This is a genomic window from uncultured Olsenella sp. (genome assembly GCF_959602185.1).
In the GTDB taxonomy this organism is placed as follows: domain Bacteria; phylum Actinomycetota; class Coriobacteriia; order Coriobacteriales; family Atopobiaceae; genus Olsenella_I; species Olsenella_I phocaeensis.
This window is the reverse complement of record NZ_CAUGRZ010000001.1, coordinates 75,381-97,157: the sequence shown is the minus strand read 5'-3', so window position 1 is coordinate 97,157 and position 21,777 is coordinate 75,381. Positions and strand designations below refer to the sequence as shown.

The following is a 21,777-nucleotide window of genomic DNA, read 5'->3' as shown; positions in this document are numbered from 1 at the left end:
GCGCCCAGAGGCACGGCAGAAGGAGAAATGCCAGATGGAGATGGACAACAGGAAGAAGCGACAGTCGATGATCCTCTACATGGTCATCGCCATCGCCCTGGCCATCGCTGTTCGGACGACGCTCTACCCCAGCATCGTGAGCAGCCAGGTGACCAGCGTCAGCTACAGCCAGTTCCTCGGGATGGTGGACTCGGACGAGGTGAGGCAGCTCCAGCTCGACACCTCGAACGGCAAGATCCGCTTCACCACCGGGGAGGGCGACAGCGAGAAGATATACGAGACCACGCAGTTCCCCGGCGACTCGACGCTGGTTGACAAGCTTCGACAGCACAACGTCGACATATCGGCAAACATCCCCGACCAGAGCTCCAGCGTGTGGCTCTACCTGCTGCTCTCGTATGGCCTCCCTCTGCTCTTCATCTTCGGCGGCGGCTGGCTGCTCAACCGCAGGCTCAAGAAGTCCATGGGCGAGGACGGACCCTCGATGAACTTCGGCGGCGGCTTTGGCCTGGGAGGCGCAGGGCTCGGACGCTCCGGCGCCAAGGAGGTCAAGGGGGAGGAGACCGGCATAACCTTCCAGGACGTCGCCGGCCAGGACGAGGCCAAGGAGTCCTTGGAGGAGATAGTGAGCTTCCTCGAGAGCCCCGAGAAGTACAACCAGATCGGCGCGCGCTGCCCCAGGGGCGCCCTGCTCGTGGGCCCTCCTGGCACCGGCAAGACCCTGCTCGCCAAGGCCGTCGCCGGCGAGGCCAAGGTGCCCTTCTTCTCCATCAGCGGCTCCGAGTTCGTCGAGATGTTCGTCGGCCGCGGCGCCGCCAAGGTACGTGACCTCTTCAAGCAGGCCAAGGAGAAGGCGCCCTGCATCATCTTCATCGACGAGATCGACACCGTGGGCAAGAGGCGTGACGCGGGCCTGAGCACCAACGACGAGCGCGAGCAGACCCTGAACCAGCTCCTGGCCGAGATGGACGGCTTCGACAACCACAAGGGCATCGTGGTGCTCGCCGCCACCAACCGTCCCGACTCCCTCGACCCGGCGCTCCTGCGCCCCGGCCGCTTCGACCGCCGCATCCCCGTCGAGCTCCCCGACCTCGCGGGCCGCGAGTCCATCCTCAAGCTCCACGCCAACGACGTGAAGATGGAGGGCGGCGTCGACTTCGGCGCCGTGGCGCGCCAGACCCCCGGCGCCTCGGGGGCCGACCTCGCCAACATGATCAACGAGGCGGCGCTGCGCGCGGTGCGCATGGGACGCAAGAAGGTCACCCAGACCGACATCGAGGAGTCCGTGGACACCGTCATCGCCGGCGAGAAGAAGAAGTCGACGGTCCTCTCGGAGCACGAGAAGGAGGTCGTCGCCTACCACGAGACCGGCCATGCCATCGTCGCCGCCGTGCAGGACGGCAAGGCCCCCGTCTCGAAGATCACCATCGTGCCCCGCACCTCGGGCGCCCTGGGCTTCACCATGCAGGCGGAGGAGGACGAGCACTACCTCACCACCCGCGAGGAGTACAAGCAGCGCATCGCCGTGCTCTGCGGCGGGCGCGCGGCGGAGGAGCTGATCTTCGGCCACATGACCTCAGGTGCCGCGAACGACATCGAGAAGGCCACCAAGATCGCCCGGGCGATGGTGACCCAGCTGGGTATGTCGGACAAGTTCGGCATGACCGCCCTGGGCGAGACGACCAACCGCTACCTGGGTGGCGGCTCCCAGCTCACCTGCTCGGAGGGCACCGCCCGCGAGGTGGACGAGGAGGTGCGCGCGCTCGTGGAGGAGGGCCACCAGACCGCCCTCAGGACCCTGCGCGAGAATCGCTTCAAGCTGCACGAGATTTCGCACTACCTGCAGAAGAAGGAGACCATCACCGGCGAGGAGTTCATGAACATCCTCAACCGCGACGACGGCTTCGCGCCCAAGTACCAGCAGGACTAGCGCAACGCTCCAATCCCAGGCCCCGCCCTCTCCGATCGGCAAGCGAAGAGCATCAAGCCTACGCTTTCCTATTCGGAGAGGGCGGGGCCCTTTCTGTCGGCACGCTCCTCCAGGTCCGGCGCGAGGGCGGCGTGCGGATGGAGGAGCGTGGGGAGGGGACGAGCCTAGCGCCTCGCGCAGAGCTCCCAGAAGGCGACGGCGCTGCTGGCAGCCACGTTGAGGGAGTCCACGCCCGCGGACATCGGGATGATGGCGCAGTCGTCGCAGGCGGCGAGCGCCTCGCGGCTGAGCCCCCAGCCCTCGCTGCCAAAGGCGAGCGCGAGGCGCGAGTGCTCCTTGAGCGACGTGTCGTCGAGCCGCAGGGCGCCCTCCACGAGCGCCATGCCCGTGACGTGGAAGCCCTCGGAGCGGAGCACGTCGAAGGCGTCTCCGGGCCAGTCGCCCTCGGCGACGGCCCAGGGAAGCTTGAACACCGTTCCCATGGACACCCTGATGGCGCGTCGGTTGAGCGGGTCGGCACAGCTGGGCGAGAGGAGCATCGCGTCGACCCCCAAGGCAGCCGCGGAGCGGAAGAGGGCGCCGACGTTGGTGATGTCGACCAGGCTCTCGAGCACGGCGACGCGACACGCCCCGCGGAGCGCCTCGGCGGCGGAGAGGGGCCGGGGCCTGCGGGCGACCGCGAGATATCCCCTCGACTTGCTGATGCCCGTCACGTCCTGGAGCAGCTCCCGGTCGCAGCAGTAGATGGGCAGTCCGGCTTCCTCGAGCTGCGGGACGCGCCCGAGCAGGGTGCCCAGGTGCCTCTCGTCCACGAGGACGGACTCGAGCTCCAGGCCCTCTCCCACGGCCAGCTCGATGACGTTGAGAGACTCGAGGACGCACCTTGCCTCCAACTCGTCGCGAAGGCTCCTGAGCTGGCGATCGGTGAGTCGTAGGTAGGGGTCGAGGCGCGGGTCGCCCTCCGTCGCCATGCGAAGAATTGCCATCGTTGCGCCCTCCATTGGAAGAATGCCCTAGCCGAAGGGTACTATTACTCCCTACCCATGCAGCAGGAAATGACGACGTACCAAGGGATGAGGCCATGAGCCTGCAAGAGGACCCCAAGACGACACCCTTCGTGCCCGACCCGGCGCTGAGTTCCCTCAGCCGCTCGAGGATCGGCTCGCACTTCTCCCCCGCCGACGGGCCGACGCGCCAGGACGAGACCCCCGGCAGGGGTGGCTCCGGCCGCGCCCCCAAGGTCGCGGCCGCCGTGGTGGCTGGTCTCGCCGCGGTCTACCTGGGCGGCGTCGCAGTCTGGTCCAACGTCTTCATGCCCAACACCTCGGTCAACGGCGTCGACGTCTCGCTCGAGACGCCGGCCTCCGTGGCCCGACAGCAGACCGTCGCCACCAGCAGCTACGCGCTCGCCGTGTCGGGCGAGGGACTCGACCTCAAGGTCTCGGCGTCGGACGTGGACCTCAGCTGCGACGTCGATGCCTTCGCCCGCGACGCGCTCGCGCAGACCAACGCCTGGGCCTGGCCCGTCGCCGCGATCAGGGGCAGCAAGGTGGACGTGCGGCCCCAGGCCTCCTTCGACGCGTCCAAGCTCGACGGGCTGGTGGGAAAGGCCGTGGACGCCGTTAACGCCCATGCCACCCAGCCCGTGAACGCCTCGGTCGGCTATGACCCGACGAGCTCCGGCTTCGTGGTGAGCCCCGAGAAGGCGGGAACGGCCCTCGACGCCGCGAGCGTGACCAAGGCCGTCGGCTCCGCGCTCAAGGAGGGCGCTACATCGCTCGCACTCGACGAGTCGGCGCTCGTGCAGCCCAGCATCCTCTCGGGCGACGGGCGGCTCGCAGAGGCCGCCAAGACTGCCAACTCCTACCTCGCCGCGACCCAGACCCTCACGGTCGACGGCAATGCCGTCGCAACGGTCGACACCGGCAGGATCGCCGAGTGGGTCCACGTCCAGGATGACCTCTCCGTCACCCTGGACGATGAGGCCATCAAGGCCTGGACCACGGGCGAGCTCTCGCGCCAGCTCGACACGGTGGGCACCACGCGCACGTACACGCGTCCCGACGGGGTCACCATCAAGGTGAGTGGCGGACGCTACGGCTGGAACCTCAACGGCACCGAGCTCGCGGAAACCCTCGCACAGAACGTGAGGGCCGGCAGCGCCACCTCCGTCGAGCTCCCCTGGTCGAGCACCGCCGCGCAGTACGGGAAGCGTGGCGCCGCCGACTGGGGGGACCGCTACATCGACGTCGACCTCACGAACCAGCACGCCCGCATGTACGACGGCGGCAGCCTCGTCTGGGAGTCGGACTTCGTCTCCGGCAACACGAGCCAGGACCACGGCACCCCGGAGGGCGTCTATTCTGTCAACTCCCACATGGGTACCAACCAGACCCTCAAGGGCATCGACGAGGACCACGACGGGGAGCCGGACTACGTCAGCCACGTGAGCTACTGGGTGCCCTTCATCGACAACCTCTACGCCTTCCACGACGCGAGCTGGCGCTCGCGGTTCGGCGGGAGCATCTACCAGACCGACGGCAGCCACGGCTGCATCAACCTCCCCAGCGCGAAGGCAGAGGAGTTGTACGACCTGGCCAAGGTCGGAGACGTCGTGGTGGTGCATTACTAGTCGCCTGGCGAGAGGGGCGCTAGTACCTCTCGCACAGCTAACCTAGACGAGCAAAAGGCCGCACCCCGGAACCCAACGGTCCGAAGCGCGGCCCTCCTTGACCGGGTTGTCTGCGGCGAATGGCGCTAGAACTTCTGACCGCCCTTGCCACCGTACATCTTCTGGAGCGCCGAGAGGTCCATGCCTCCCACGCCGCCGCCCATGCCCATGTTACGCATCATCCCGCGCATCTGGCGCATGGACTTCTTGGAGCCCATGCCGGCAGCCCCCGTCATCTGCCGCATCTTGCCCATCATCTTGTTCATCTCGCCCCATTGCTTGAGGACCTGGTTGACCTCCTGGACGCTGCGGCCCGACCCTGCGGCGATGCGCTTGCGGCGCTGGCCGTTGATCTTCTTGGGCTTGAGGCGCTCCTCCTTGCTCATGGAACGGATGATCGACTCGATGCGCACGATCTGCTCGTCGCCCATCTGGCCGCCCGCCTGCTGCAGCATGCGCTCTCCTCCGGGCAGCATGCCGATCATCTTCTTGAGACCGCCCATCTTGCGGATCTGCTGCAGCTGCGAGAGGTAGTCGTCCATGGTGAAGCCCTCGCGGAGCATGCGCTCGGCGTCCTCGACCTGCTGCTGGTCGGCGACCTGCTGGGCCTGCTCGATGATGCCCACGACGTCGCCCATGCCCAGGATGCGCTTGGCCATGCGGTCGGGGTGGAAGACCTCGAGGGAGTCGGGCTTCTCCCCCATCGAGACGAACTTGATGGGCTTGCCGGTGACCTCGCGGACCGAGAGCGCGCCGCCGCCACGGGCGTCGCCGTCGAGCTTGGACATGATCACGCCGTCGAAGTCGACGCGCTCGGCGAAGGTCGAGACGACGTTGACCACGTCCTGGCCGGCCATGGCGTCGACCACCATGAGGATCTGGTCGGGCTTGACGGCCGCCTTGATGTCGACGGCCTCCTGCATCATCTCCTCGTCGATCTGCAGGCGGCCGGCCGTGTCCACGATCACGATGTCGTTGAGGTGGTCGACGGCCTGCCGGATGGCTCCCGAGGCCACCTGGACGGCATCCTTGCCGTCGCCGCGCCAGACGCCAACGCCGATCTCTCCCGCCAGGGTCGCCAGCTGGTCGGCGGCGGCCGGCCGGTGGGTGTCGCAGGCAGCGAGCAGGGGGCTGTGACCCTGCCTCTTGAGCAGGTAGGCGAGCTTCGCCGCGGCCGTTGTCTTGCCCGAGCCCTGCAGGCCCACGAGCATGATCACGTTGGGCATGCGGTTCTGCGCCAGGACGAGCTTGGACTCGGTCGAGCCCAGGAGCTGCGTGAGCTGGTCGAGGACGATGCGCACCACGTTCTGCGAGGGCGTGAGGGACTCCATGACCTCGGAGGTCAGACACTTCTCCTTGCACGCCGCCACAAAGCCCTTGACGACGCGGTAGTTGACGTCCGCCTCGAGCAGGGCCATGCGGATCTCTCGCATGGCGACGTTGATGTCGTCCTCCGTGAGGCGGCCCTTGCCGCGCAGCTTGTCGAAGGTTCCCTGGAGGCGGTCGGAAAGGCTGTTGAACATCGTCTACTCCCCCTCTCCCTCGCCCACGAGCGCGCGCGAGAACTCGAGCGCGTCGAAGCTCTGGAGGTCGTCGATTCCCTCGCCCACGCCTATGCGCAGGATGGGAAGGGCAAGGTCATGCGATATGGCGACGGCGATGCCGCCCTTGGCGGTGCCGTCGAGCTTGGTCACCACGAGGCCGTCGAGCTCGAGGGCCTCGTTGAACTCCTTGGCCTGGGCGAGGCCGTTCTGCCCGGTGGTGGCGTCTATGACGAGCACGACCGAGACGGGCATGCCCGCGCGCCTGCGCGTCACCTTGACCACCTTCTGGAGCTCGCGCATGAGCTCGGGGGAGGTGTGCAGGCGGCCTGCGGTGTCGATGAGCACGAGGTCGCAGCCCTCGCGCTCGGCCCTCTCGATCACGTCATAGCAGACGCTCGCCGGGTCGGCGCCGCGCTCCCGCGTGACGACCTCGACCCCCGCGCGCTCGCCCCAGACCTGGAGCTGCTCGATCGCGGCGGCACGGAAGGTGTCGGCGCCTCCCACGAGGCAGGAGCGCCCCTCCGAGCGGGCGACGCCGGCGAGCTTGCCCACCGTGGTGGTCTTCCCCGCCCCGTTGATGCCCACGAAGAGGACGCAGGACGGGAGGTCCCGGAAGGGGTCGCGCTCGGCATGCGCGAACTCCCCCGCTATGCGCTGGGCGAGGGCCTCCTTCAGCTGTCGGGAGGTCCTGAGGCCCTCGCGCGCGGCCTGTTCGCGCAGGTCGTCGGTGACCTGCATGGCCACCTCCGCCCCCATGTCGCCCATCACGAGGCGATCCTCGAGCTCCTCCCAGAACTCCTCGTCCACCTCGCCGCCCATGTAGAAGATCTCGGATATCGCCTCGCGCGAGCGGGTGAGACCCTCGCGCAGCCTGTCGCGAAGACCCATCAGGCCTCCACCACCTTTCCGCTGGCACGGTCGAGGCGCTGGCTCACCACGTGGCTCACGCCGTCGGCCTGCATTGACACGCCGTAGAGGACGTCCGCCTGCTCCATCGTCCTGCGCTGGTGCGAGATGACGATGAGCTGGGTGGAGTCCTTGAGCCGCTCGATGGCGTCGAGCAACTTGGAGAGGTTGGAGTCGTCGAGGGCGGCCTCAACCTCGTCGAACACGTAGAAGGGCACCGTCCTGGTCTTGTAGACGGCAAAGAGGAGGGCGAGCGCGGTGAGGGACTTCTCGCCGCCGCTCATGAGCGTCATCTTCTGGATGCGCTTGCCGCGCGGCTGGGCCACGATCTCTATGCCCGTCTCGTCCAGGTGGTCGGGGTCGCACATCTCGAGGTGGGCGTGGCCGCCCGGGAAGAGCAGGGAGAAGATCTCGGAGAAGTTCGCGTTCACCTGGTCGAAGACCACCAGGAACTGGCGGCGCATCTTGCGCTCGATCGCCGCGGTGATCTTCTGCAGGGACTTGCGGGCGCTCTCGAGGTCCTCGACCTGCTCGCCGATGTAGTCCGCGCGCTCCTTGAGCCTCTCGTACTCGTCCATGGCGACCTCGTTGACGGGGCCGATGTGGGCGAGGTCACCCTTGAGCCGGGCGACGTCGCGCTCCATCTGGGCGCGGTCGTCGGGCTCGGGGAGCCGGAGGGCGTCGTCGAGGCCCCAGCCGCTGCCCTCTATGGACTGGATGGCGTTCTGGACCTGCACCTCGATCTTGCCTGACTCGACCTTCACCTCGCCCGAGGACTCCCGTGCGGCGTCGAGCTCGCGACTCGCCTGTGCCACCGCCTCGCGTGCGTCCGAGATGGTCTTCTTGAGGGAGTCGGAATCCGCCTCGGCGAGCGACGCGCGGTCCTTGAGGCGAGCCGCCCAGGCGAGTGCCCGCTCGCGGACGGCCTCGTAGCGCCCGTGCAGGGGCTCCACCCTCAGCTGGAGGACGTCAAGTGCGCGGGCGCTGCGCTCCATGGTCCCCCGCCTCCGGTCGAGGTCGGCGAGCTGGCGCGAGAGCTCCTCCTCGCGCACGGCGAGGTGGTTGCGCCGCTCGGAGACGGTCGCCAGCTTGAGGCGGGCGTCAGACAGCCTGCCATCGGCGTCGGACTCCTCGCGCGAGGCGCGCTGCCGCTGGGCGGAGACCTCCTCGAGCTCCTCGCCGAGGCTGGCGGCCCGGGCCGTCGCCTCGTCGGCCGCGGCCCTGTGGCGCTCGACCTCCTCGCGGGCCCGGCTCGCCCTCTGGGCGGCGGCCTCGCGGCCCTTGGTCACCTGCGCGCGCTCGGACTCGGCCTGTCGCAGCTGCGCCTCCAGGCGTCCGAGCTCGCCCGTGACGGACGAGAGCTCACCCGCGAGGCGCGCGACCTCGCCCTTTGCCCTGGCGCTCGCCTCGCGTGCCTCCTGGAGCCGCAGCTCGCTGTCCTGGGCGGCCTGGCTGGCCTCCCCCAGCGCCCCCTCGAGCCGGGGCAGGTCGCCCCGGAGCTGCCTGATGCGGCGCTTGCGCTCGAGGGCGCCCTGCTCGGCCGTGGAGGCGTTGCCCACTACCACGCGTCCGTCGGGAAGCGCCATCGCCCCCTCCGCCGTCACATAGCAGGCCTCGGGATGGCTGGCATGCGCCTCGATGGCGGACGCGACGTCGTCCACGAGCCGCACGTCTCCCAGGAGCCCCGCCACGAGCGCCTCCGCGCCGGCCAGGGGCACGAGCTCGGCGAGGAGCGAGCGGCCGGGAAGGCCGTCGCCGGGGAGCTCCCGCCCGCGACCCTCGAGCGAGAGCAGGGACGCCCGCCCCTTCGCCTTGCTGGAGGCGGCCTCGCGGGCGAGGGCGACGAGCTCCTCCCCCGTGCTCACGACGAGGCCTCCCAGGTCGTCCCCCAGAAGGGACTCGACGAGGCCCTCGAGCTCGGAGGGGGCCTCGACCAGGTCTGCCACGCGGTACCTGATGGTGGAAGACAGCCTTCCGGCCGAGAGGGAGCCGACGAGGGCGCTCGAGTTCTGCGCCTGGCGGTCCACGGACTCGAGGGCGGAGAGGCGGGCGCGCGCGTCCGAGAGCGCGTGGCGGGCGTCGTTCTCCGCCTTGCGGGCGTCGCGTTGCTCGTCCTTGCAGCCATTGATGCGCGTTGCGAGCGCGGCGTCCTCCTCGCGGGCGGAGGCGAGCGCGCCCTCGAGCTCCTCCCTGCGGCCCCTGCGCTCGGAGAGGGACTCTGTGGCGGTGGCGACCCCATCCTCGATCTGGGCGAGGCGGCTCTCGAACATCTGGTCCTCCACCTGCGCGTTCGAGATCTGGTCGCTCAGCTTCGCGTAGGCGAGCGTCTCCTGGTCCGCCTCGCGCTGGGCGGCCCTCTGGTCCGCGGTCAGCTGGGCCTGCCTGGACCCGAGGGAGCGACGGAGCTCCTTCGCCTCCTTTGCTGCGGGGCCGAGCTCCGCCACCTTGCCGCGCAGGTCGTCCGCGAGGGCGCGGGCCTCGAGGAGCTCCCCCGTGACGCGCTCCAGCTCGGCCGCCGCATCAACGCGCTGGCGCTCCAGGGCGGAGAGGCCACGGCGCGTCTCGGAGAGGCGCGAGACCATGTTGCGGCCCTTCTCCTCCAAGAGGCGCATGTCAGAGTCCATACGGCCCAGGAGGTCCTGCATGCGCCGGCGCTGCTCGCCCAGGTCCCCCACGAAGATGCCCTTCTGCTCCAGGAGGGACTGGTATCGCTCGAGCTCCGCGTTCCTCTCGTCCAGGCGGTACTGAGCAAGCTCGACCGCGGCGTCGGCCTCGCGCCCGCGGTCGGCGAGGGCCTGGTAGCGCTGCTGGAGCTGGCGGAGGTCGTCCACGGCGAGCGTGGTCGTGAGGGTGGAGAGCTCGCCCGTGATGCTGCGGTGCCTCTGCGCCTTGTCGACCTGTCGCTCGAGGGGCTTGAGCTGGCGGCCGATCTCGCGCTGTATGTCCTTGGCACGGGTCAGGTTGTCCTGCATCGCCTGGAGCTTGCGCTCCGAGCGGTCCTTGCGGCGGCGATGCTTGCTGATGCCCGCCGCCTCCTCGACCAGCTCGCGCCGCTCCTCGGGCCGGCTCGCCAGGATCGAGTCGAGCTTGCCCTGGCTGATGATGGAGTGGGTGTCCTTGCCCAGGCCGGAGTCGTGCAGGATGTCCGTGATGTCGCGCAGGCGCGAGGGCGCGCCGTTGATGAGGTACTCGGACTCGCCCGAGCGGTACATGCGGCGCGTGACGGCGACCTCGGAGAAGTCGATCGGAAGGGTGTGGTCCACGTTGTCGAGGACGAGCGTCACCTCGGCAAGGCCCACCGCGGCCCTGCCCGAGGAGCCCGAGAAGATGACGTCCTCCATGGCCTGGCCGCGGAGCATCTTGGCGCTCTGCTCGCCCAGGACCCAGAGGATGGCGTCGGAGATGTTTGACTTGCCGCTGCCGTTGGGGCCCACCACGACGGTGAGGCCGGGGTCGAAGACCATGTTGGTGCGGTCCGCGAAGGACTTGAACCCCTTGAGCGTGAGCGACTTCAGATACACGTCGAAAGAATCCCTTCCAGGCGCAGGGCCGCTAGTTCTTCTCGCCGCCCGAGGCGGGCAGCTGCCCCATGCGCTGGAGGGCATCCAGCGCCGCGGCCGACTCGGACTCCTTCTTGGAGCTTCCCTCTCCCCTGCCCATGCGCACGCCGTCCACGAGGACGACCGAGGTGAAGGTGGGGCTGTGCGCGGGACCGCGCTCTCCGGCGAGCTTGTACTCGGGGGCGCAGCGGAGGTCGCGCTGGGTCACCTCCTGGAGCCTCGACTTGGGCGAGAGGGGCCTCTCCGCAAGCTCCGGCGACATGTGCGGAGCCAGCGTGCGGGAGACGAACTCGTGCGTCGCGTCGTAGCCGGCGTCGAGGTAGAGGGCCCCGACTATGGACTCGTAGACGTTCTCGAGGGCGGAGTGCAGCCCCCGGGCGCCGGTCCCGCGCTCGGACTCGCCGAAGACGATGACCTCCCCTATGCCGAGCTCGTCGGCGACGGCGCTCAGCATCTTGCCCGACACGAGCGAGATCTTGAGGCGCGTGAGCTCACCCTCGTCCATACGGGGGAAGCGCTCGAAGAGGTCGGTGGCGACGATGGCGCCGAGTATGGAGTCACCCAGGAACTCGAGCCGCTCGTACGAGGCCGACACGGGCTTGTTCTCCACCGCGGAGGGATGCGTGATCGCCGAGGTGGCGAGGTTCTGGTCAGCGAAGTGGTGGCCCACTATCTCCTCGAGGCGGGCCACCTGCTTGTGGGACTTCAAGTGAGCGTGCCTCCCTAGGCGCCCAGGGCGCTGGCGATGGCGTCGACGGCGTCGCCCAGGGTCTGGATCTTCTGCAGGGAGTCGTCGTCGAGGGTGGAGCCGAACTCGTCCTCGAAGGCGGTGACGAGCTCGAGCAGGTCGAAGGAATCCGCCCCCAGGCTCTTGAACTCGGTTGACTCGTCCAGGCCCGCGGCGTCCGCCTCGAGCTCGTCCGCCGCGAGGGAGACGACCTTCGCCAGTATGTCGGAACGCTCCATGGATCCTCCTCGACCAAGGTGGCGCCATCGCCACCGGCTGCATCTCCGTCGATTGTACCCTGCTACTGGCCCTGCTGGACCAGGCGGGCGACATTGTCCACAAGCCCTGCCCGCACGGCCCGCGCGCAGGCCAGGGTGCCGTTCATCACGGCGTCGGCGGAGGTGGCGCCGTGGCCGATGAGCACCGGCGCCTTGACCCCCAGCAGGACCGCGCCGCCCTTCTCGTCTCCCGAGAGGCTCGCCGCCACGGCCTTCAGCGCGGGCTTGAGCAGGAGCGCCCCGAGCTTGGAGCGGCCCGAGCTCGCCACCGAGCGCTTGACCTCCGAGAGTATGAACTTGGCGGTGCCCTCGAGGCTCTTGAGTGCCACGTTGCCGGTGAAGCCGTCGGTGACGATCACGTCGTAGCGGCCGGCGAGCACGTCGGTGCCCTCGCAGTTGCCACGGAACCAGTCCGGGCCGGCCTCGGCGAGGGCCTTGTGCGCCGCCAGGACCGCCTCGGACCCCTTGGTGTCCTCGGAGCCGTTGGAGAGGAGCGCGACCGTGGGCTCCGCCACGCCCAGCGCGACGCGCGCGTAGGCGCGCCCCATCTGGGCGAACTGCACCAGCATGTCGGGGCGCGCGTCGGCGTTGGCGCCCATGTCAGTGAGGACGGTCTCGCGTCCCGTCATGCCTGGAAGCGAGCTGGCGATGGACGGCCGCTTGATGCCCTTGACGCGTCCGATGTGGAGCGTCGCCGCGGCGAAGATGGCGCCGGTGGACCCGGCGGAGAAGAAGCCGTCCGCCTCCCCTGCCCTCACGCTGGCGCAGCCCCGCACGATGCTCGAGTCCCTCTTGGCGCGCACCGCGTCCGCGGGATGCTCGTCCATGCCTATGACCTCGGTCGAGACGAGCGCGCGCACCCGCTCGTGGGACGCAGCGAAGGGAACCACCACGTCCTCGTCGCCCACGACGAGGACGCTCAGGTCCCCGTCGGCCTCAAGCGCCTTCCCTATGCCCTCGAGGACGACCCTGGGCTCCTCGTCTCCCCCCATGGCGTCAACGCAGATGGTGGTCATGTCCTGCCTCCCCCGTGCCGCTGCGCGGCGTGTACGTCTAAAGAGGGAGGCCGACCCCGGTTGGGGCCGGCCTCCCCAGGCCTCGTCTGTCAGGAGGGCTACTCGGTGACGACGACCTCGCGGTCCTTATAGTAGCCACAGTTGGGGCACACGTGATGCGGAAGCTTAGGAGCGCCGCACTGGGGGCAAACGGAGCGTGCCGGAGCGGCGAGCTTGCTGTTGGCCGAACGACGAGTGTGCGTGGCGCCACGACCCTTTTTCTGCTTGGGAACTGCCATCTTGAACCTCTCTTAGACTCACATCATGCCCGCGCGGTTGCCCGGAGCGGTCTGACCTGCAAACACACAAGGACAAATATAGCACCAGACGCCCCCTTGTGAAGGAGAGCGCACCATTTCCACGGCAAATTGCCTCTAGACGCCACGGTGCGTCCGACATGGTAGCAAAAGCCGGAGTGCATTGGGGATGACCGCGCCCCACCCAACACCCATCAGGGGGGACGACAGGCTATGCCCTGAGCGTCGCCCTCAGCCGGCTGGGACGCAGAAGGAGGTCAAGCGCCTCGCAGGGCCCGGGCACCAGCACGTCCGCATGCCCGAGCAGGGCGACGCACGTGCCCTCCTCCCCCACCACGGCGATTCGGAGCGCGGCTAGGTCGAACATCCCGATGTCGTTGTAGCCGTTGCCAACGCAGCAGACCCCGCCGCCGAGGGAGCGTACGATCTCCTCCTTGCTGAGGCCGGCGGAATCCGAGGGGAAGGTCAGGAGTCTGAGCGGCAGGCCCTCGCAGGCAGCGGCGGCGCTCCCGTAGGTGTCGGCCGTCAGCACGATGACGTCGACGAGGTCGCTGAGGAGCGCGATGCGCTCGGCCACGCCCTCGACGAGCACGCCGTCTGCGGCGATGGTGCCGTTGAAGTCGAGAGCCAGGCGATCAATCCTGAGCTCTTCCCTTCCCGGAATGTCAATGCAGATCACGTCCGTCCTCCTAGGCTCGTTCGCTGCTCAGGAAATCCGCCGCAGCACCCGTGGCTGGGCGCCGGAACACGCGGCCCGCCTCGCCGGCGTCTGCGACCCTTCCCCCGCAGATGACCACGACGCGCTGGGCAAGCCTGCGCGCCTGGGCGAGGTTGTGCGTGACCAAGACGATGGCATAGCGCTCCGCCAAACTGGAGATGGCCATCTCCACCTGCTCGGTCGCATGGGGGTCGAGGGCGGAGCAGGGCTCGTCCAGGAGGAGCACCCTGGGCTCCGCCGTCAACGCCCGTGCGATGCAGAGCCTCTGCTGCTGCCCGCCCGAGAGGGAGAGGGCGCTGCGCCCGAGGTCGTCGGAGACCTCGTCCCAGAGCCCCACCAGGCGAAGCTTCTCCTCGCAGATGCGCGCGAGCCGGGCCTTGTCCCCCACGCCGTGGTAGCGCGGGACGTAGCAGAGGTTTCGCCAGATCGAGAAGGGAAAGGGCGTCGGCGCCTGGAAGACGAGCCCCACCTGGCGTCGGAGCTCCTCGGTGGGGAGCGTCGTGACGTCCCTCCCGTCCAGGAGCACCTTCCCCTCGACGCGCGCCTCGGGCGACTCCTGGAGGAGCAGGCCGTCAAGGGTGTGGAGCAGGGTCGTCTTGCCGCCGCCCGACGGACCGACCACGGCGGTGACGCTGCGGTCGAGAAACTCGAGCGAGACGTCCTCGAGCGCGCGGCGGCTGCCATAGGCCACCGAGAGGCCCCGGGTGACTAGGACGACTTCCATCTTCTGACGCTCCTTCTCGCGTAGGCGGTGACGGCGACGTTCCCCACGAGTATGATCGCCATCATGACCAAGGCAGTCCCATATGCCAGGCCCAGGGACGTGGTTCCCTGTGCGACCAGCAGGTAGAGGTGCATCGGCAGGGCCATCGCGGGGTCCATGACCGAGTGCGGGAGCCGGGCGAAGGCCACGGCGCCGGTGAACATGAGCGGTGCCGTGGCGCCCATGGCGTAGCAGGCCCCGAGCACGAGCGCGCCCACCACCTGGCCGCGCACCGCGGGCAGCACCACCCTCCTGATCGTGTAGGGCAGCGAGCACCCGAGCGCGAGCGACGAGGATACGAGCGGGGCGGGAAGCTCCCGCAGGGCCTTCTCCACCCTGACCTCCACGAAGGGGAGGATCATGATGGCGAGGGCGACCCCAGAGGAGAGGATGCAGCGACCCCAGTCGAGGTCGCGGACGAACAGGCTGTACGCGAAGAGCCCGAGCACGATCGAGGGAATCCCAGAGGCGACCCCCAGGACGGCCCGAGTCACACGGGCGAGCCGGACGGGGCACAGATAGGTGACGAAGAGGGCGACGGCGACGGCGAACGTGCCCCCCAGAACGACCGCGACCCCGGTGAACCAGAGGCTTCCCACGATCGCGGGGAGGATTCCCCCCTCCTCCCCCAGCACCGCCCCGGACGGGGCCGTCGTGAGGAACTCCCAGCTGACGTGCGGAAGCCCCTCGAACAGCACGAAGCCAAAGAGGAAGGCGACGAGCGACAGCACGAGCAGCAGGGAGCAGAGCGCCCAGGCGTGCACGAGGCGCCCCATGAGGTGACGACGGCGTGCCATCAGCCCCTCCACCTTCGGCGCAGGAGCCACACGAGGGCGTCGACCACGAGGAGGAGGCCGAGCAGGACAAGGCCCGCCGCATACAGCGCGTGATAGTGGGTGCTCCCCGGGACGGCCGTCCCCATCTCGAGCGCGACGAGGGACGCGATCGTCTCCCCCCTGCCAAGGAGGGTGGGCGCCACGTTGGCGTTGCCGATCACCATCATGACGGCCATGGTCTCCCCCATGGCCCTTCCCAGGGCGAGCGTGAGCGAGGCGAGAAGCCCCCTCCACGACGCCGGAAGCGCGACCGTCGCCGCAAAGTGCCACACGGACACGCCGAGCGCGTCGGAGGCGGCCCGGGAGCCCTCGCTGACCGCGAGCACGGACTCGCAGAGAGAGGGGATCACGTAGGGAAGGAGCATCACTGCCAGCACCACTGACGCGGCGAGCACGCAAGGCCCACCGCTCACGCCAAGCCCGATGAGCGCCTTGACCAGGGTGACGAGCCACACGAAGCCATAGACGACGGAAGGCACCCCCGCCAGGAGCTCGATGAGGGGCATGATGGCCACGCGGACGCGCTCCGTCACACCTAACGCCAGGCAGAGCGCGGCACCCATCCCGACCACTGCCGCCATGGCGACGGCGAGGAGCGAGACCAGCGCCGTCGAGGCGACGAAGTTGGCGATGCCGAAGGACTGGCTGCCCGTGTAGTCGACAGGCATCCAGACCGTGCCCCGCAGGAAGGGGATGACCCCGACCTCGCCCAGCGCCGGCAGGCCCTCCCTGACGAGGAAGAGGACGACGAAGCCGAGGAGCAGCAGGCTCGCAAGGCTCAGCACGCGCAGGAAGAGGACCAGCATCGCGTCCAGAAGGCGGCTCGGGCGGGCGTGGCCACCCGCTTGGGGGCGCCATCCCGAAAGGATGGCGCCCGGTGTCGTCCGGGATACCAAGCCGAGCCTATGCCTTCGGAGTGAAGGCGGGGATGTAGCCGTTCTTCACGACTGCGTCATACCCCTTCTGGGAGAAGATGTAGTCAACGAACGCCTGCTCGGAGGCGGTGAGCTCGCTTCCCGTCACGATCTGCACGGGACGCTGGACCTTGTAGGAGCCGTCGAGTATGTTGGCCTCGTTCGCCTCCACGCCGTCGACCTTGAGCGCGACCTCCACCTGTCCGCCTGCGTCGGCCTTGTTGTAGGCCCCGAAGCCGACATAGCCGATGCCCCAGGGGTCATTTGCGACGTTCGTCGCGAGCTCGGTCATCGAGGCGGACTGGACGGCAGAGGAGGATATCTGGGTGTCGCCCATGATCGACTTCTGGAAGACCTCGTAGGCACCGCCCGAGAGGTCGCGGATGTAGACGTTGATCGCCTGCTTGGGAAGCGTCGGGTCGACCTGGTCCCAGCTGGAGAGCTCTCCGGAGAAGATCTTTGCGATGGTCTAGCTGTCCAGGCTGTCAACCTTCGAGACGAGGGGATTCTGCGCGTTCACGGAGACGGTGAGCGCGTCGCGTGCGATGACGAACGCCTGGTAGCCGGATCCGATCTTCTCCTTCTCCGAGTCCTTGACCTCGCGGGCGACCATGCCGAAGTCCGCCGTGTGGTCGACGACCGCGCCGACGCCCACGCCCGAACCGCCAGGCGCGACGTAGATGGAGACGTTCTGGTCGGGGAAGTCGGGGCTCACCTTGTCCCAGCTGGGATACTCGTCGGTGAAGGAGGAGGCGAGCGAGGACATGATGGGATAGAGCGAGGTGGAACCGCAGAACATGATCGAGGACTTGAAGTCCTCGCCCTGGCTGCCCGCCTGCGAGGACCCTGCGGGGGCAGTGCTGCCCGCCGGCTGCGAGCAGCCCGCGAGGCCGCCTGCGACCAGGGCGCCGGCGAGCGCGCAGGCCACGAGTTTCTTGAGCACTTGCATGTGAAACCTCCAAAAAACGTACGACGAACGGGGCGTTTCCCGGCTCGACCCCAGAAGGACGACGTTTCCGGAGCGGCACATAAGAGAATCCGGCCACCCGAGCAGTCGGGCAACCGGATGGACCGGGCTCATGTACAGGCCAACCCTCCGCGACGGGCCTTGGGGAGGGAATTCTACGAAAGGTCGAGACCCTTGAGCACGGAGAAGGGATTCGACTCCATGCGAGAGGCCTCCAGCTGGGCGGCATGACCGCAGTCCTCGTGGTTGAGGTTCGCCCCGCAGACAGGGCAGAGCCCCGCGCAGTCCTCGCGGCAGAGGACGACGTAGGGGGTCTCCATGAGCAGGGCGGAGTTGATCGCCTCGCCCAGGTCGATGCTGTGGTCGGGCAGGACGAGCGAGTAGTCGACCTCGTCTTCGTCATCGCCCTCGGGGAGGGTGCCGGGGTCCTTGAAGAGGTAGTACTCGTCCACCTCGCCGTCCACGTCGAACTCGGCGGGGTCGAGGCAGCGGTCGCAGGTGCCCACCACGTGCGCGTGCACCATGCCCGTGGCGAGGATTCCCTCGCCCACGTTGGTGAGGACGAGGTCGTAGTCCATGCCCTCGGGGAGCGAGAACTCGTGCTCGCCCAGGCTGTAGCCCTCCTGGTCGACGTGGCCCGAGAGGGGAAGAGTGTCCCCCGCCTCGGCCAGGCGCTCGTCCAGGATCTGCTTGATCTCTGCCATGGCGCTACCAGGCGACGTCGTTGGTCTGGTTGCGCGGGCCGGAGTTCTCGTCCAGCGTCTGGCGGACGCGCGTGACGGAGTTGGTGAGGGACTTGAGGTTGTCCTCGAGGTGGGCCAGGACGGTGTCGGCGTACTCCTCCGCGTTGTAGCGGGTGTCGCGCTCGTACTGGGCCGCCTTGTCGCGGATGTCGTCGGCCTGCTGCTGGGCGAGGCGCACGACCTCCTGGTCGCCCGCGAGGATCATCGCCTGCTGCTGGGCGTCGGCGATGATGGAGTCGGCCTGCAGCTGGGCGCGCTCCAGGGTCTCCGCCTCCTCCTTGACGATGCGGCGGGCGTCAGAGAACTCCTGCGGGAAGACGCGGCGGATCTCGTCCAGTATCTCGTAGACCTCGTTGGCGTCGACGATCTTCTTGTTGGCGCCCGCGGCGAAGGGCGTCTTGCCCTCGCTCACAATCTGCTCGAGTTCGCCGACCAGGCTCTCGATCTCCTCACCCGGCTGCATACGGGCTCCTTTCGTCATGCTGGCGACCTGACGTGCGCCCCTCGGTTTGGATTCAGGCCGCATCGCTCACATGTTAGCAGATTGGATGAGCTGCCCGTTTGCCGGAAGGCCATTTGCGGGCAGCGTGAAGGCATGGGCGGACGACATGCGGTGGCCGCGCGCCTCTCGCCTAGGTCCTGTAGTGGAGCCTCAGGCGCTCCGCCACCCCCGGGGGCACGAGGAAGCTCACGTCCGAGCCCAGGGAGGCAAGTTCGCGCACGATGGAGGAGGAGACGTAGCCGTACTGAGGGTTGGACATGACGAAGACCGACTCGACGTCGGGCGCCATGTGGCTGTTGAGGTCGGCCTGCTGGAGCTCGTACTCGAAGTCAGTCATGGCCCTGAGGCCCTTGACCACGCCGCCGGCACCGACCTCTCGGCAGAAGGACATGAGGAGCCCCGAGAAGGGCCTGACCTCCACGCCGTGTATGCCCACCTCGCGCAGGGACGAGCGCAGCATGTCCACGCGCTCGTCGAGCGAGAACGCAGGACCCGTGCCGCGCTTGTTGACAGAGGCGGCTACGGCGACCGTCACCTGGGGGAAGAGCCTGCACGTGCGCTGGATCACGTCAAGGTGCCCGTAGGTCACCGGGTCGAAGGTGCCGGGCACCACCACGTGCTGGATCCTGTCGTCTGCCATCCTAGGCCTCCTGCGTCTGGAAGAGGGTCACCGTGGTGATTCCGTGGGACTTGCTGCGAACCAGGCGAGCGCCCGGGAGCGCAAGCTCGTCGGCGTCCGTCGAGCGCTCGTAGAGCACGAGGCAGCCCGGGACAAGCAGGCCCCCGGAGCCCAAATCGACCACCATGTCCGAGACCGTGGAGGCGGGCAGGGCATAGGGTGGGTCAAGCACCACGATGGAGAAGGGCGAGCCCCAGATGCCGCCGCGACGGGCCAGCTTGAGCGCGTCGCCGCAGACCACGCGCGCGACAGAGTCCGCGCGGTCGCCTGCGAGCGACTGGACGTTGCGACGCACGCGCGCGGCGCTGGGCCGGTCACGTTCCACGAAGCAGCAGGACTGCGCCCCGCGCGAGAGGAGCTCGAGCCCGATGGCCCCCGACCCCGCGAAGGCGTCGAGCACCCTCTGGCCCGCGAGCTCCAGCCCGCAGGCCGACATCAGCATCGACGCCATGGACTCCCGGGTCCGGTCGGTCGTCGGTCGCGTCACGTCCCGGCCGTCAGGAGCCTCGATGGAGCGGCCCCTCCAGTCCCCTCCCACTATGCGAATGCGGCTCATGCCCGCTCCATCTCCTCGAAGTAGCTTGGGAATCGGTCCCTCACCTCGAGGGCGAGGGGCCTGTCGTCGTCGCCCGAGAGCGAGGGGTCCGCATCCAGGAGGGCGAGGGCGTCCTCGTGGGCCCACTCTGCGAGGGTGGCGTCGGTCGCGAGGTCGGCGACGCGCAACGACACGTTGCTGCCATGCTGCCGGTATCCCAGCACCTCTCCCTCGTGCCTGAGCTCGAGGTCGAGCTCGGCGAGCTCGAAGCCGTCGTCCGTCGACTCCAGGGCGGCGAGGCGCTTGCGGGCGGGCGTGCCCCTCTTGGCAGCGCAGGACAGCCAGACGGAACCCGCCACGGAACCCCTGCCCACGCGCCCACGGAGCTGGTGGAGGGTTGCCAGGCCAAAGCGGTCGGCGTCCAGAACGAGCATCGCCGTGGCATTGGGGACGTCGACGCCCACCTCGATGACCGTGGTGGAGACCAGGACGTCGATCCCCCCGTCAGCGAACTCCTCCATGACGCGGTCCTTCTCCGCCGCGGGAAGGCGTCCCGTGAGCAGGCCCACCCTGAGCCCGGGTAGCACGCGCCTCTGGAGCTCCTGTTGGGTCGACGTGGCCGAATGGAGCCTCTTGGCGTTGGAGCGCACGGACTCCGGGACGTCCTCGAGCTCGCCGCCCTCGTCGGAGTCGTCCACGAGCGGGCAGACCACGTATGCCTGGTGTCCCGCCTCGCAGGCCTCGCGCAGGCCTGCGTATGCGAGGTCCATACTCTCGGGCGGGATGACCCTTGTGGTCACGCCCGCCCCGGGCACCGGCCTGTGACGGATGCGCGATATCGAGAGGTCGCCATAGAGCGAGAGGGCCAGCGTGCGAGGTATGGGCGTCGCCGTCATGGCCAGGAGGTCTGCGCCCGGGCCCTTGCGCCTGAGGGCGGCGCGCTGGTCCACGCCAAAGCGGTGCTGCTCGTCGATGACGGCGAGCGAGAGGCGGCGGAACTCGAGGTCGTCCGAGAGGAGCGCGGTCGTGCCGAAGAGCGCGCAGGGCTCGCCCGACGAGAGGAGCGCGGCGGCACGCGCCCGCTCGTCTGCCGGGGTGGCGCCCGTGACCAGGGCCCAAGGCACGCCCGCCGCGTCGATCAGCGGGCCGAGCTTGCGGGCGTACTGGCGCGCGAGCACGGAGGTCGGCGCCATGACGGCGGACTGGTTGCCGGAGTCTGCCGCCGCGGCGAGGGCGAGCGCCGCCACAGCGGTCTTTCCCGTGCCCACGTCTCCCAGGAGGATGCGGTTCATGACCTCGCCGGCCGCCATGTCGTCGAGTATCTGGCGGGCGGCCATGCGCTGCTCGTCGCTGAGCTCGAAGGGAAGGGAGGCCACAAGCCGCGAGAGCCTCGGTCCGTCCGTGACGTGCCTGAAGGGAGTGACGCCCCCAAGCTCCATCTGCCGTCTGGAGTGGAGGGCGAGCTGCAGGCAGAGGAGCTCGTCGTAGGCGAGGCGCTCCCTGGCCGCGGCGGCCTCGGCGAGGCTGAGGGGGAAGTGGACGGCCCTCAATGCACGACCCAGGCCCATGAGGGATCGCCCGAGCCGGAATCGGACGGGAAGGAAGTCCGCCACGTCGCCCGAGCTGGCGAGCGCGGACGAGACGATCCTGCGCATCCAGGAGGTGGAGACGCCCTCCCCCACCGGATGCACGGGGAGGATGCGGGCGTAGGACGAGACGTCCCCCTGGCCCTCGATGACCTCGAAGAAGGGGGAGCGCATCTGCTTGAATCCGTAGGCGAAGACCACCTTGCCCGAGAGGGCCACCTGCATGCCAGGCTTGAGCTGGTCCGCCACCCAAGGCGCGCGGAAGAAGCTGACCCGCATGACGCCGGTCTGGTCGAGCACGTAGACCTCGACCACCTGCATGCGCGGCCGAGGGCGTTTGAGCGTAACGCGGTCCACCGTGGCGATGACCGTGGCGTCATCCCCCACGTCCGCGAGGGCTATGTTGGTCAGCCTGCTGAAGTCGAGGTAGCGGTGGGGCAGGTGTAGGAGGACGTCGCGGACGCGGACGAGGCCCAGGCGAGCCAGGGCCTCATGGCGCGCGCCCGAGACGAACCTCAGGCGCGACGCGTCGTCCGTGAGCGAACAGGTCCTCGAGAGGCGCTCGCCCACCTCTGCACAGGTGGGAACGCTTGCTCTTCCTGCCAA

The 21,777-nt window shown here is 68.8% G+C and carries 19 protein-coding genes and 1 pseudogene; 2 read left to right on the top strand and 18 right to left on the bottom strand.

Translation table 11 applies throughout. The features are described 5' to 3' along the window. The first annotated feature begins 34 nt into the window (after positions 1-34). Entirely contained in the window at positions 35-1,930 is a 1,896-nt protein-coding gene (gene ftsH / locus Q5923_RS00445) for an ATP-dependent zinc metalloprotease FtsH (protein WP_303131386.1), read from the top strand. A 164-nt stretch (positions 1,931-2,094) separates the two neighbouring features. Here the strand turns inward: ftsH and Q5923_RS00440 are convergent, their stop codons facing one another. Next, positions 2,095-2,916, bottom strand: a complete 822-nt coding sequence (locus Q5923_RS00440) for an RNA methyltransferase (protein ID WP_303131384.1) — start codon at positions 2,914-2,916, stop codon at positions 2,095-2,097. 95 nt (positions 2,917-3,011) lie between these two features. Here Q5923_RS00440 and Q5923_RS00435 point away from each other — a divergent pair, with 95 nt between their 5' ends. Then, positions 3,012-4,562 carry a L,D-transpeptidase family protein gene (locus Q5923_RS00435; protein WP_303131382.1) on the top strand — a complete coding sequence of 517 codons (1,551 nt, stop codon included), beginning with the start codon at positions 3,012-3,014 and terminating at the stop codon, positions 4,560-4,562. A 125-nt stretch (positions 4,563-4,687) separates the two neighbouring features. On the opposite strand, the gene ffh is transcribed toward Q5923_RS00435, so the two are convergent. The 17 genes and pseudogenes from ffh to Q5923_RS00350 all read right to left on the bottom strand — a co-directional run bounded on the left by ffh (position 4,688) and on the right by Q5923_RS00350 (position 21,777). Beyond that, the gene (ffh, locus tag Q5923_RS00430) at positions 4,688-6,124 is read right to left on the bottom strand and encodes a signal recognition particle protein (RefSeq protein ID WP_303131381.1); all 1,437 of its coding nucleotides are present in this window, start codon (positions 6,122-6,124) and stop codon (positions 4,688-4,690) included. A gap of 3 nt (positions 6,125-6,127) precedes the next feature. Next, positions 6,128-7,033, bottom strand: a complete 906-nt coding sequence (ftsY, locus tag Q5923_RS00425) for a signal recognition particle-docking protein FtsY (RefSeq protein ID WP_009279312.1) — start codon at positions 7,031-7,033, stop codon at positions 6,128-6,130. Beyond that, a complete protein-coding gene (gene smc, locus Q5923_RS00420) occupies positions 7,033-10,572 on the bottom strand; it encodes a chromosome segregation protein SMC (protein WP_303131378.1) in 3,540 nt (1,179 codons plus the stop codon). Before smc ends, ftsY begins: the two co-directional genes overlap by 1 nt. A 31-nt stretch (positions 10,573-10,603) precedes the next feature. Next, positions 10,604-11,320, bottom strand: a complete 717-nt coding sequence (gene rnc, locus Q5923_RS00415; protein ID WP_009279314.1) for a ribonuclease III — start codon at positions 11,318-11,320, stop codon at positions 10,604-10,606. A 14-nt stretch (positions 11,321-11,334) separates the two neighbouring features. Beyond that, positions 11,335-11,577, bottom strand: a complete 243-nt coding sequence (locus Q5923_RS00410; protein WP_303131377.1) for a phosphopantetheine-binding protein — start codon at positions 11,575-11,577, stop codon at positions 11,335-11,337. A gap of 62 nt (positions 11,578-11,639) precedes the next feature. Then, a complete protein-coding gene (gene plsX, locus Q5923_RS00405; RefSeq protein WP_009279316.1) occupies positions 11,640-12,632 on the bottom strand; it encodes a phosphate acyltransferase PlsX in 993 nt (330 codons plus the stop codon). Between the two features lie 98 nt (positions 12,633-12,730). Then, the gene (rpmF, locus tag Q5923_RS00400) at positions 12,731-12,910 is read right to left on the bottom strand and encodes a 50S ribosomal protein L32 (RefSeq protein WP_009279317.1); all 180 of its coding nucleotides are present in this window, start codon (positions 12,908-12,910) and stop codon (positions 12,731-12,733) included. A gap of 229 nt (positions 12,911-13,139) precedes the next feature. Further along, positions 13,140-13,607, bottom strand: a complete 468-nt coding sequence (locus Q5923_RS00395; RefSeq protein WP_303131373.1) for an ATPase P — start codon at positions 13,605-13,607, stop codon at positions 13,140-13,142. A 10-nt stretch (positions 13,608-13,617) separates the two neighbouring features. After that, complete coding sequence (locus tag Q5923_RS00390; RefSeq protein WP_303131371.1) at positions 13,618-14,370, bottom strand: phosphate ABC transporter ATP-binding protein; 753 nt, start codon at positions 14,368-14,370, stop codon at positions 13,618-13,620. After that, positions 14,355-15,206 (bottom strand): PstA family ABC transporter permease, encoded by an 852-nt coding sequence (locus tag Q5923_RS00385; protein ID WP_303131369.1) that lies wholly within the window; start codon positions 15,204-15,206, stop codon positions 14,355-14,357. The genes Q5923_RS00390 and Q5923_RS00385 overlap by 16 nt, the downstream gene beginning before the upstream one ends. Then, positions 15,206-16,051, bottom strand: coding sequence for a PstC family ABC transporter permease (locus Q5923_RS00380; RefSeq protein WP_303131367.1), 846 nt, complete (start codon positions 16,049-16,051; stop codon positions 15,206-15,208). Before Q5923_RS00380 ends, Q5923_RS00385 begins: the two co-directional genes overlap by 1 nt. Before the next feature lie 97 nt (positions 16,052-16,148). Continuing rightward, a pseudogene (locus Q5923_RS00375) lies at positions 16,149-17,108 on the bottom strand (substrate-binding domain-containing protein). A 173-nt stretch (positions 17,109-17,281) separates the two neighbouring features. Further along, positions 17,282-17,830: a DUF177 domain-containing protein gene (locus tag Q5923_RS00370; RefSeq protein ID WP_303131366.1), complete on the bottom strand. Its 549-nt coding sequence runs from the start codon at positions 17,828-17,830 to the stop codon at positions 17,282-17,284. Between the two features lie 4 nt (positions 17,831-17,834). Further along, complete coding sequence (locus tag Q5923_RS00365) at positions 17,835-18,332, bottom strand: hypothetical protein (RefSeq protein WP_009279320.1); 498 nt, start codon at positions 18,330-18,332, stop codon at positions 17,835-17,837. Positions 18,333-18,501: 169 nt separating this feature from the next. Beyond that, positions 18,502-19,011, bottom strand: coding sequence for a pantetheine-phosphate adenylyltransferase (coaD, locus tag Q5923_RS00360; protein WP_009279321.1), 510 nt, complete (start codon positions 19,009-19,011; stop codon positions 18,502-18,504). Position 19,012: 1 nt separating this feature from the next. After that, the gene (locus tag Q5923_RS00355) at positions 19,013-19,606 is read right to left on the bottom strand and encodes an RsmD family RNA methyltransferase (RefSeq protein ID WP_303131364.1); all 594 of its coding nucleotides are present in this window, start codon (positions 19,604-19,606) and stop codon (positions 19,013-19,015) included. After that, positions 19,603-21,777 (bottom strand): ATP-dependent DNA helicase RecG, encoded by a 2,175-nt coding sequence (locus Q5923_RS00350; RefSeq protein WP_303131363.1) that lies wholly within the window; start codon positions 21,775-21,777, stop codon positions 19,603-19,605. Before Q5923_RS00350 ends, Q5923_RS00355 begins: the two co-directional genes overlap by 4 nt.

Coding starts and splice junctions, on each gene's coding strand:
- ftsH (WP_303131386.1), top strand. CDS start 35: ATGGAGATGGACAACAGGAAGAAGCGACAGTCGATGATCCTCTACATG.
- Q5923_RS00440 (WP_303131384.1), bottom strand. CDS start 2,916: ATGGCAATTCTTCGCATGGCGACGGAGGGCGACCCGCGCCTCGACCCC.
- Q5923_RS00435 (WP_303131382.1), top strand. CDS start 3,012: ATGAGCCTGCAAGAGGACCCCAAGACGACACCCTTCGTGCCCGACCCG.
- ffh (WP_303131381.1), bottom strand. CDS start 6,124: ATGTTCAACAGCCTTTCCGACCGCCTCCAGGGAACCTTCGACAAGCTG.
- ftsY (WP_009279312.1), bottom strand. CDS start 7,033: ATGGGTCTTCGCGACAGGCTGCGCGAGGGTCTCACCCGCTCGCGCGAG.
- Q5923_RS00410 (WP_303131377.1), bottom strand. CDS start 11,577: ATGGAGCGTTCCGACATACTGGCGAAGGTCGTCTCCCTCGCGGCGGAC.
- plsX (WP_009279316.1), bottom strand. CDS start 12,632: ATGACCACCATCTGCGTTGACGCCATGGGGGGAGACGAGGAGCCCAGG.
- rpmF (WP_009279317.1), bottom strand. CDS start 12,910: ATGGCAGTTCCCAAGCAGAAAAAGGGTCGTGGCGCCACGCACACTCGT.
- Q5923_RS00390 (WP_303131371.1), bottom strand. CDS start 14,370: ATGGAAGTCGTCCTAGTCACCCGGGGCCTCTCGGTGGCCTATGGCAGC.
- Q5923_RS00385 (WP_303131369.1), bottom strand. CDS start 15,206: ATGGCACGCCGTCGTCACCTCATGGGGCGCCTCGTGCACGCCTGGGCG.
- Q5923_RS00380 (WP_303131367.1), bottom strand. CDS start 16,051: ATGCTGGTCCTCTTCCTGCGCGTGCTGAGCCTTGCGAGCCTGCTGCTC.
- Q5923_RS00370 (WP_303131366.1), bottom strand. CDS start 17,830: ATGGCAGAGATCAAGCAGATCCTGGACGAGCGCCTGGCCGAGGCGGGG.
- Q5923_RS00365 (WP_009279320.1), bottom strand. CDS start 18,332: ATGCAGCCGGGTGAGGAGATCGAGAGCCTGGTCGGCGAACTCGAGCAG.
- coaD (WP_009279321.1), bottom strand. CDS start 19,011: ATGGCAGACGACAGGATCCAGCACGTGGTGGTGCCCGGCACCTTCGAC.
- Q5923_RS00355 (WP_303131364.1), bottom strand. CDS start 19,606: ATGAGCCGCATTCGCATAGTGGGAGGGGACTGGAGGGGCCGCTCCATC.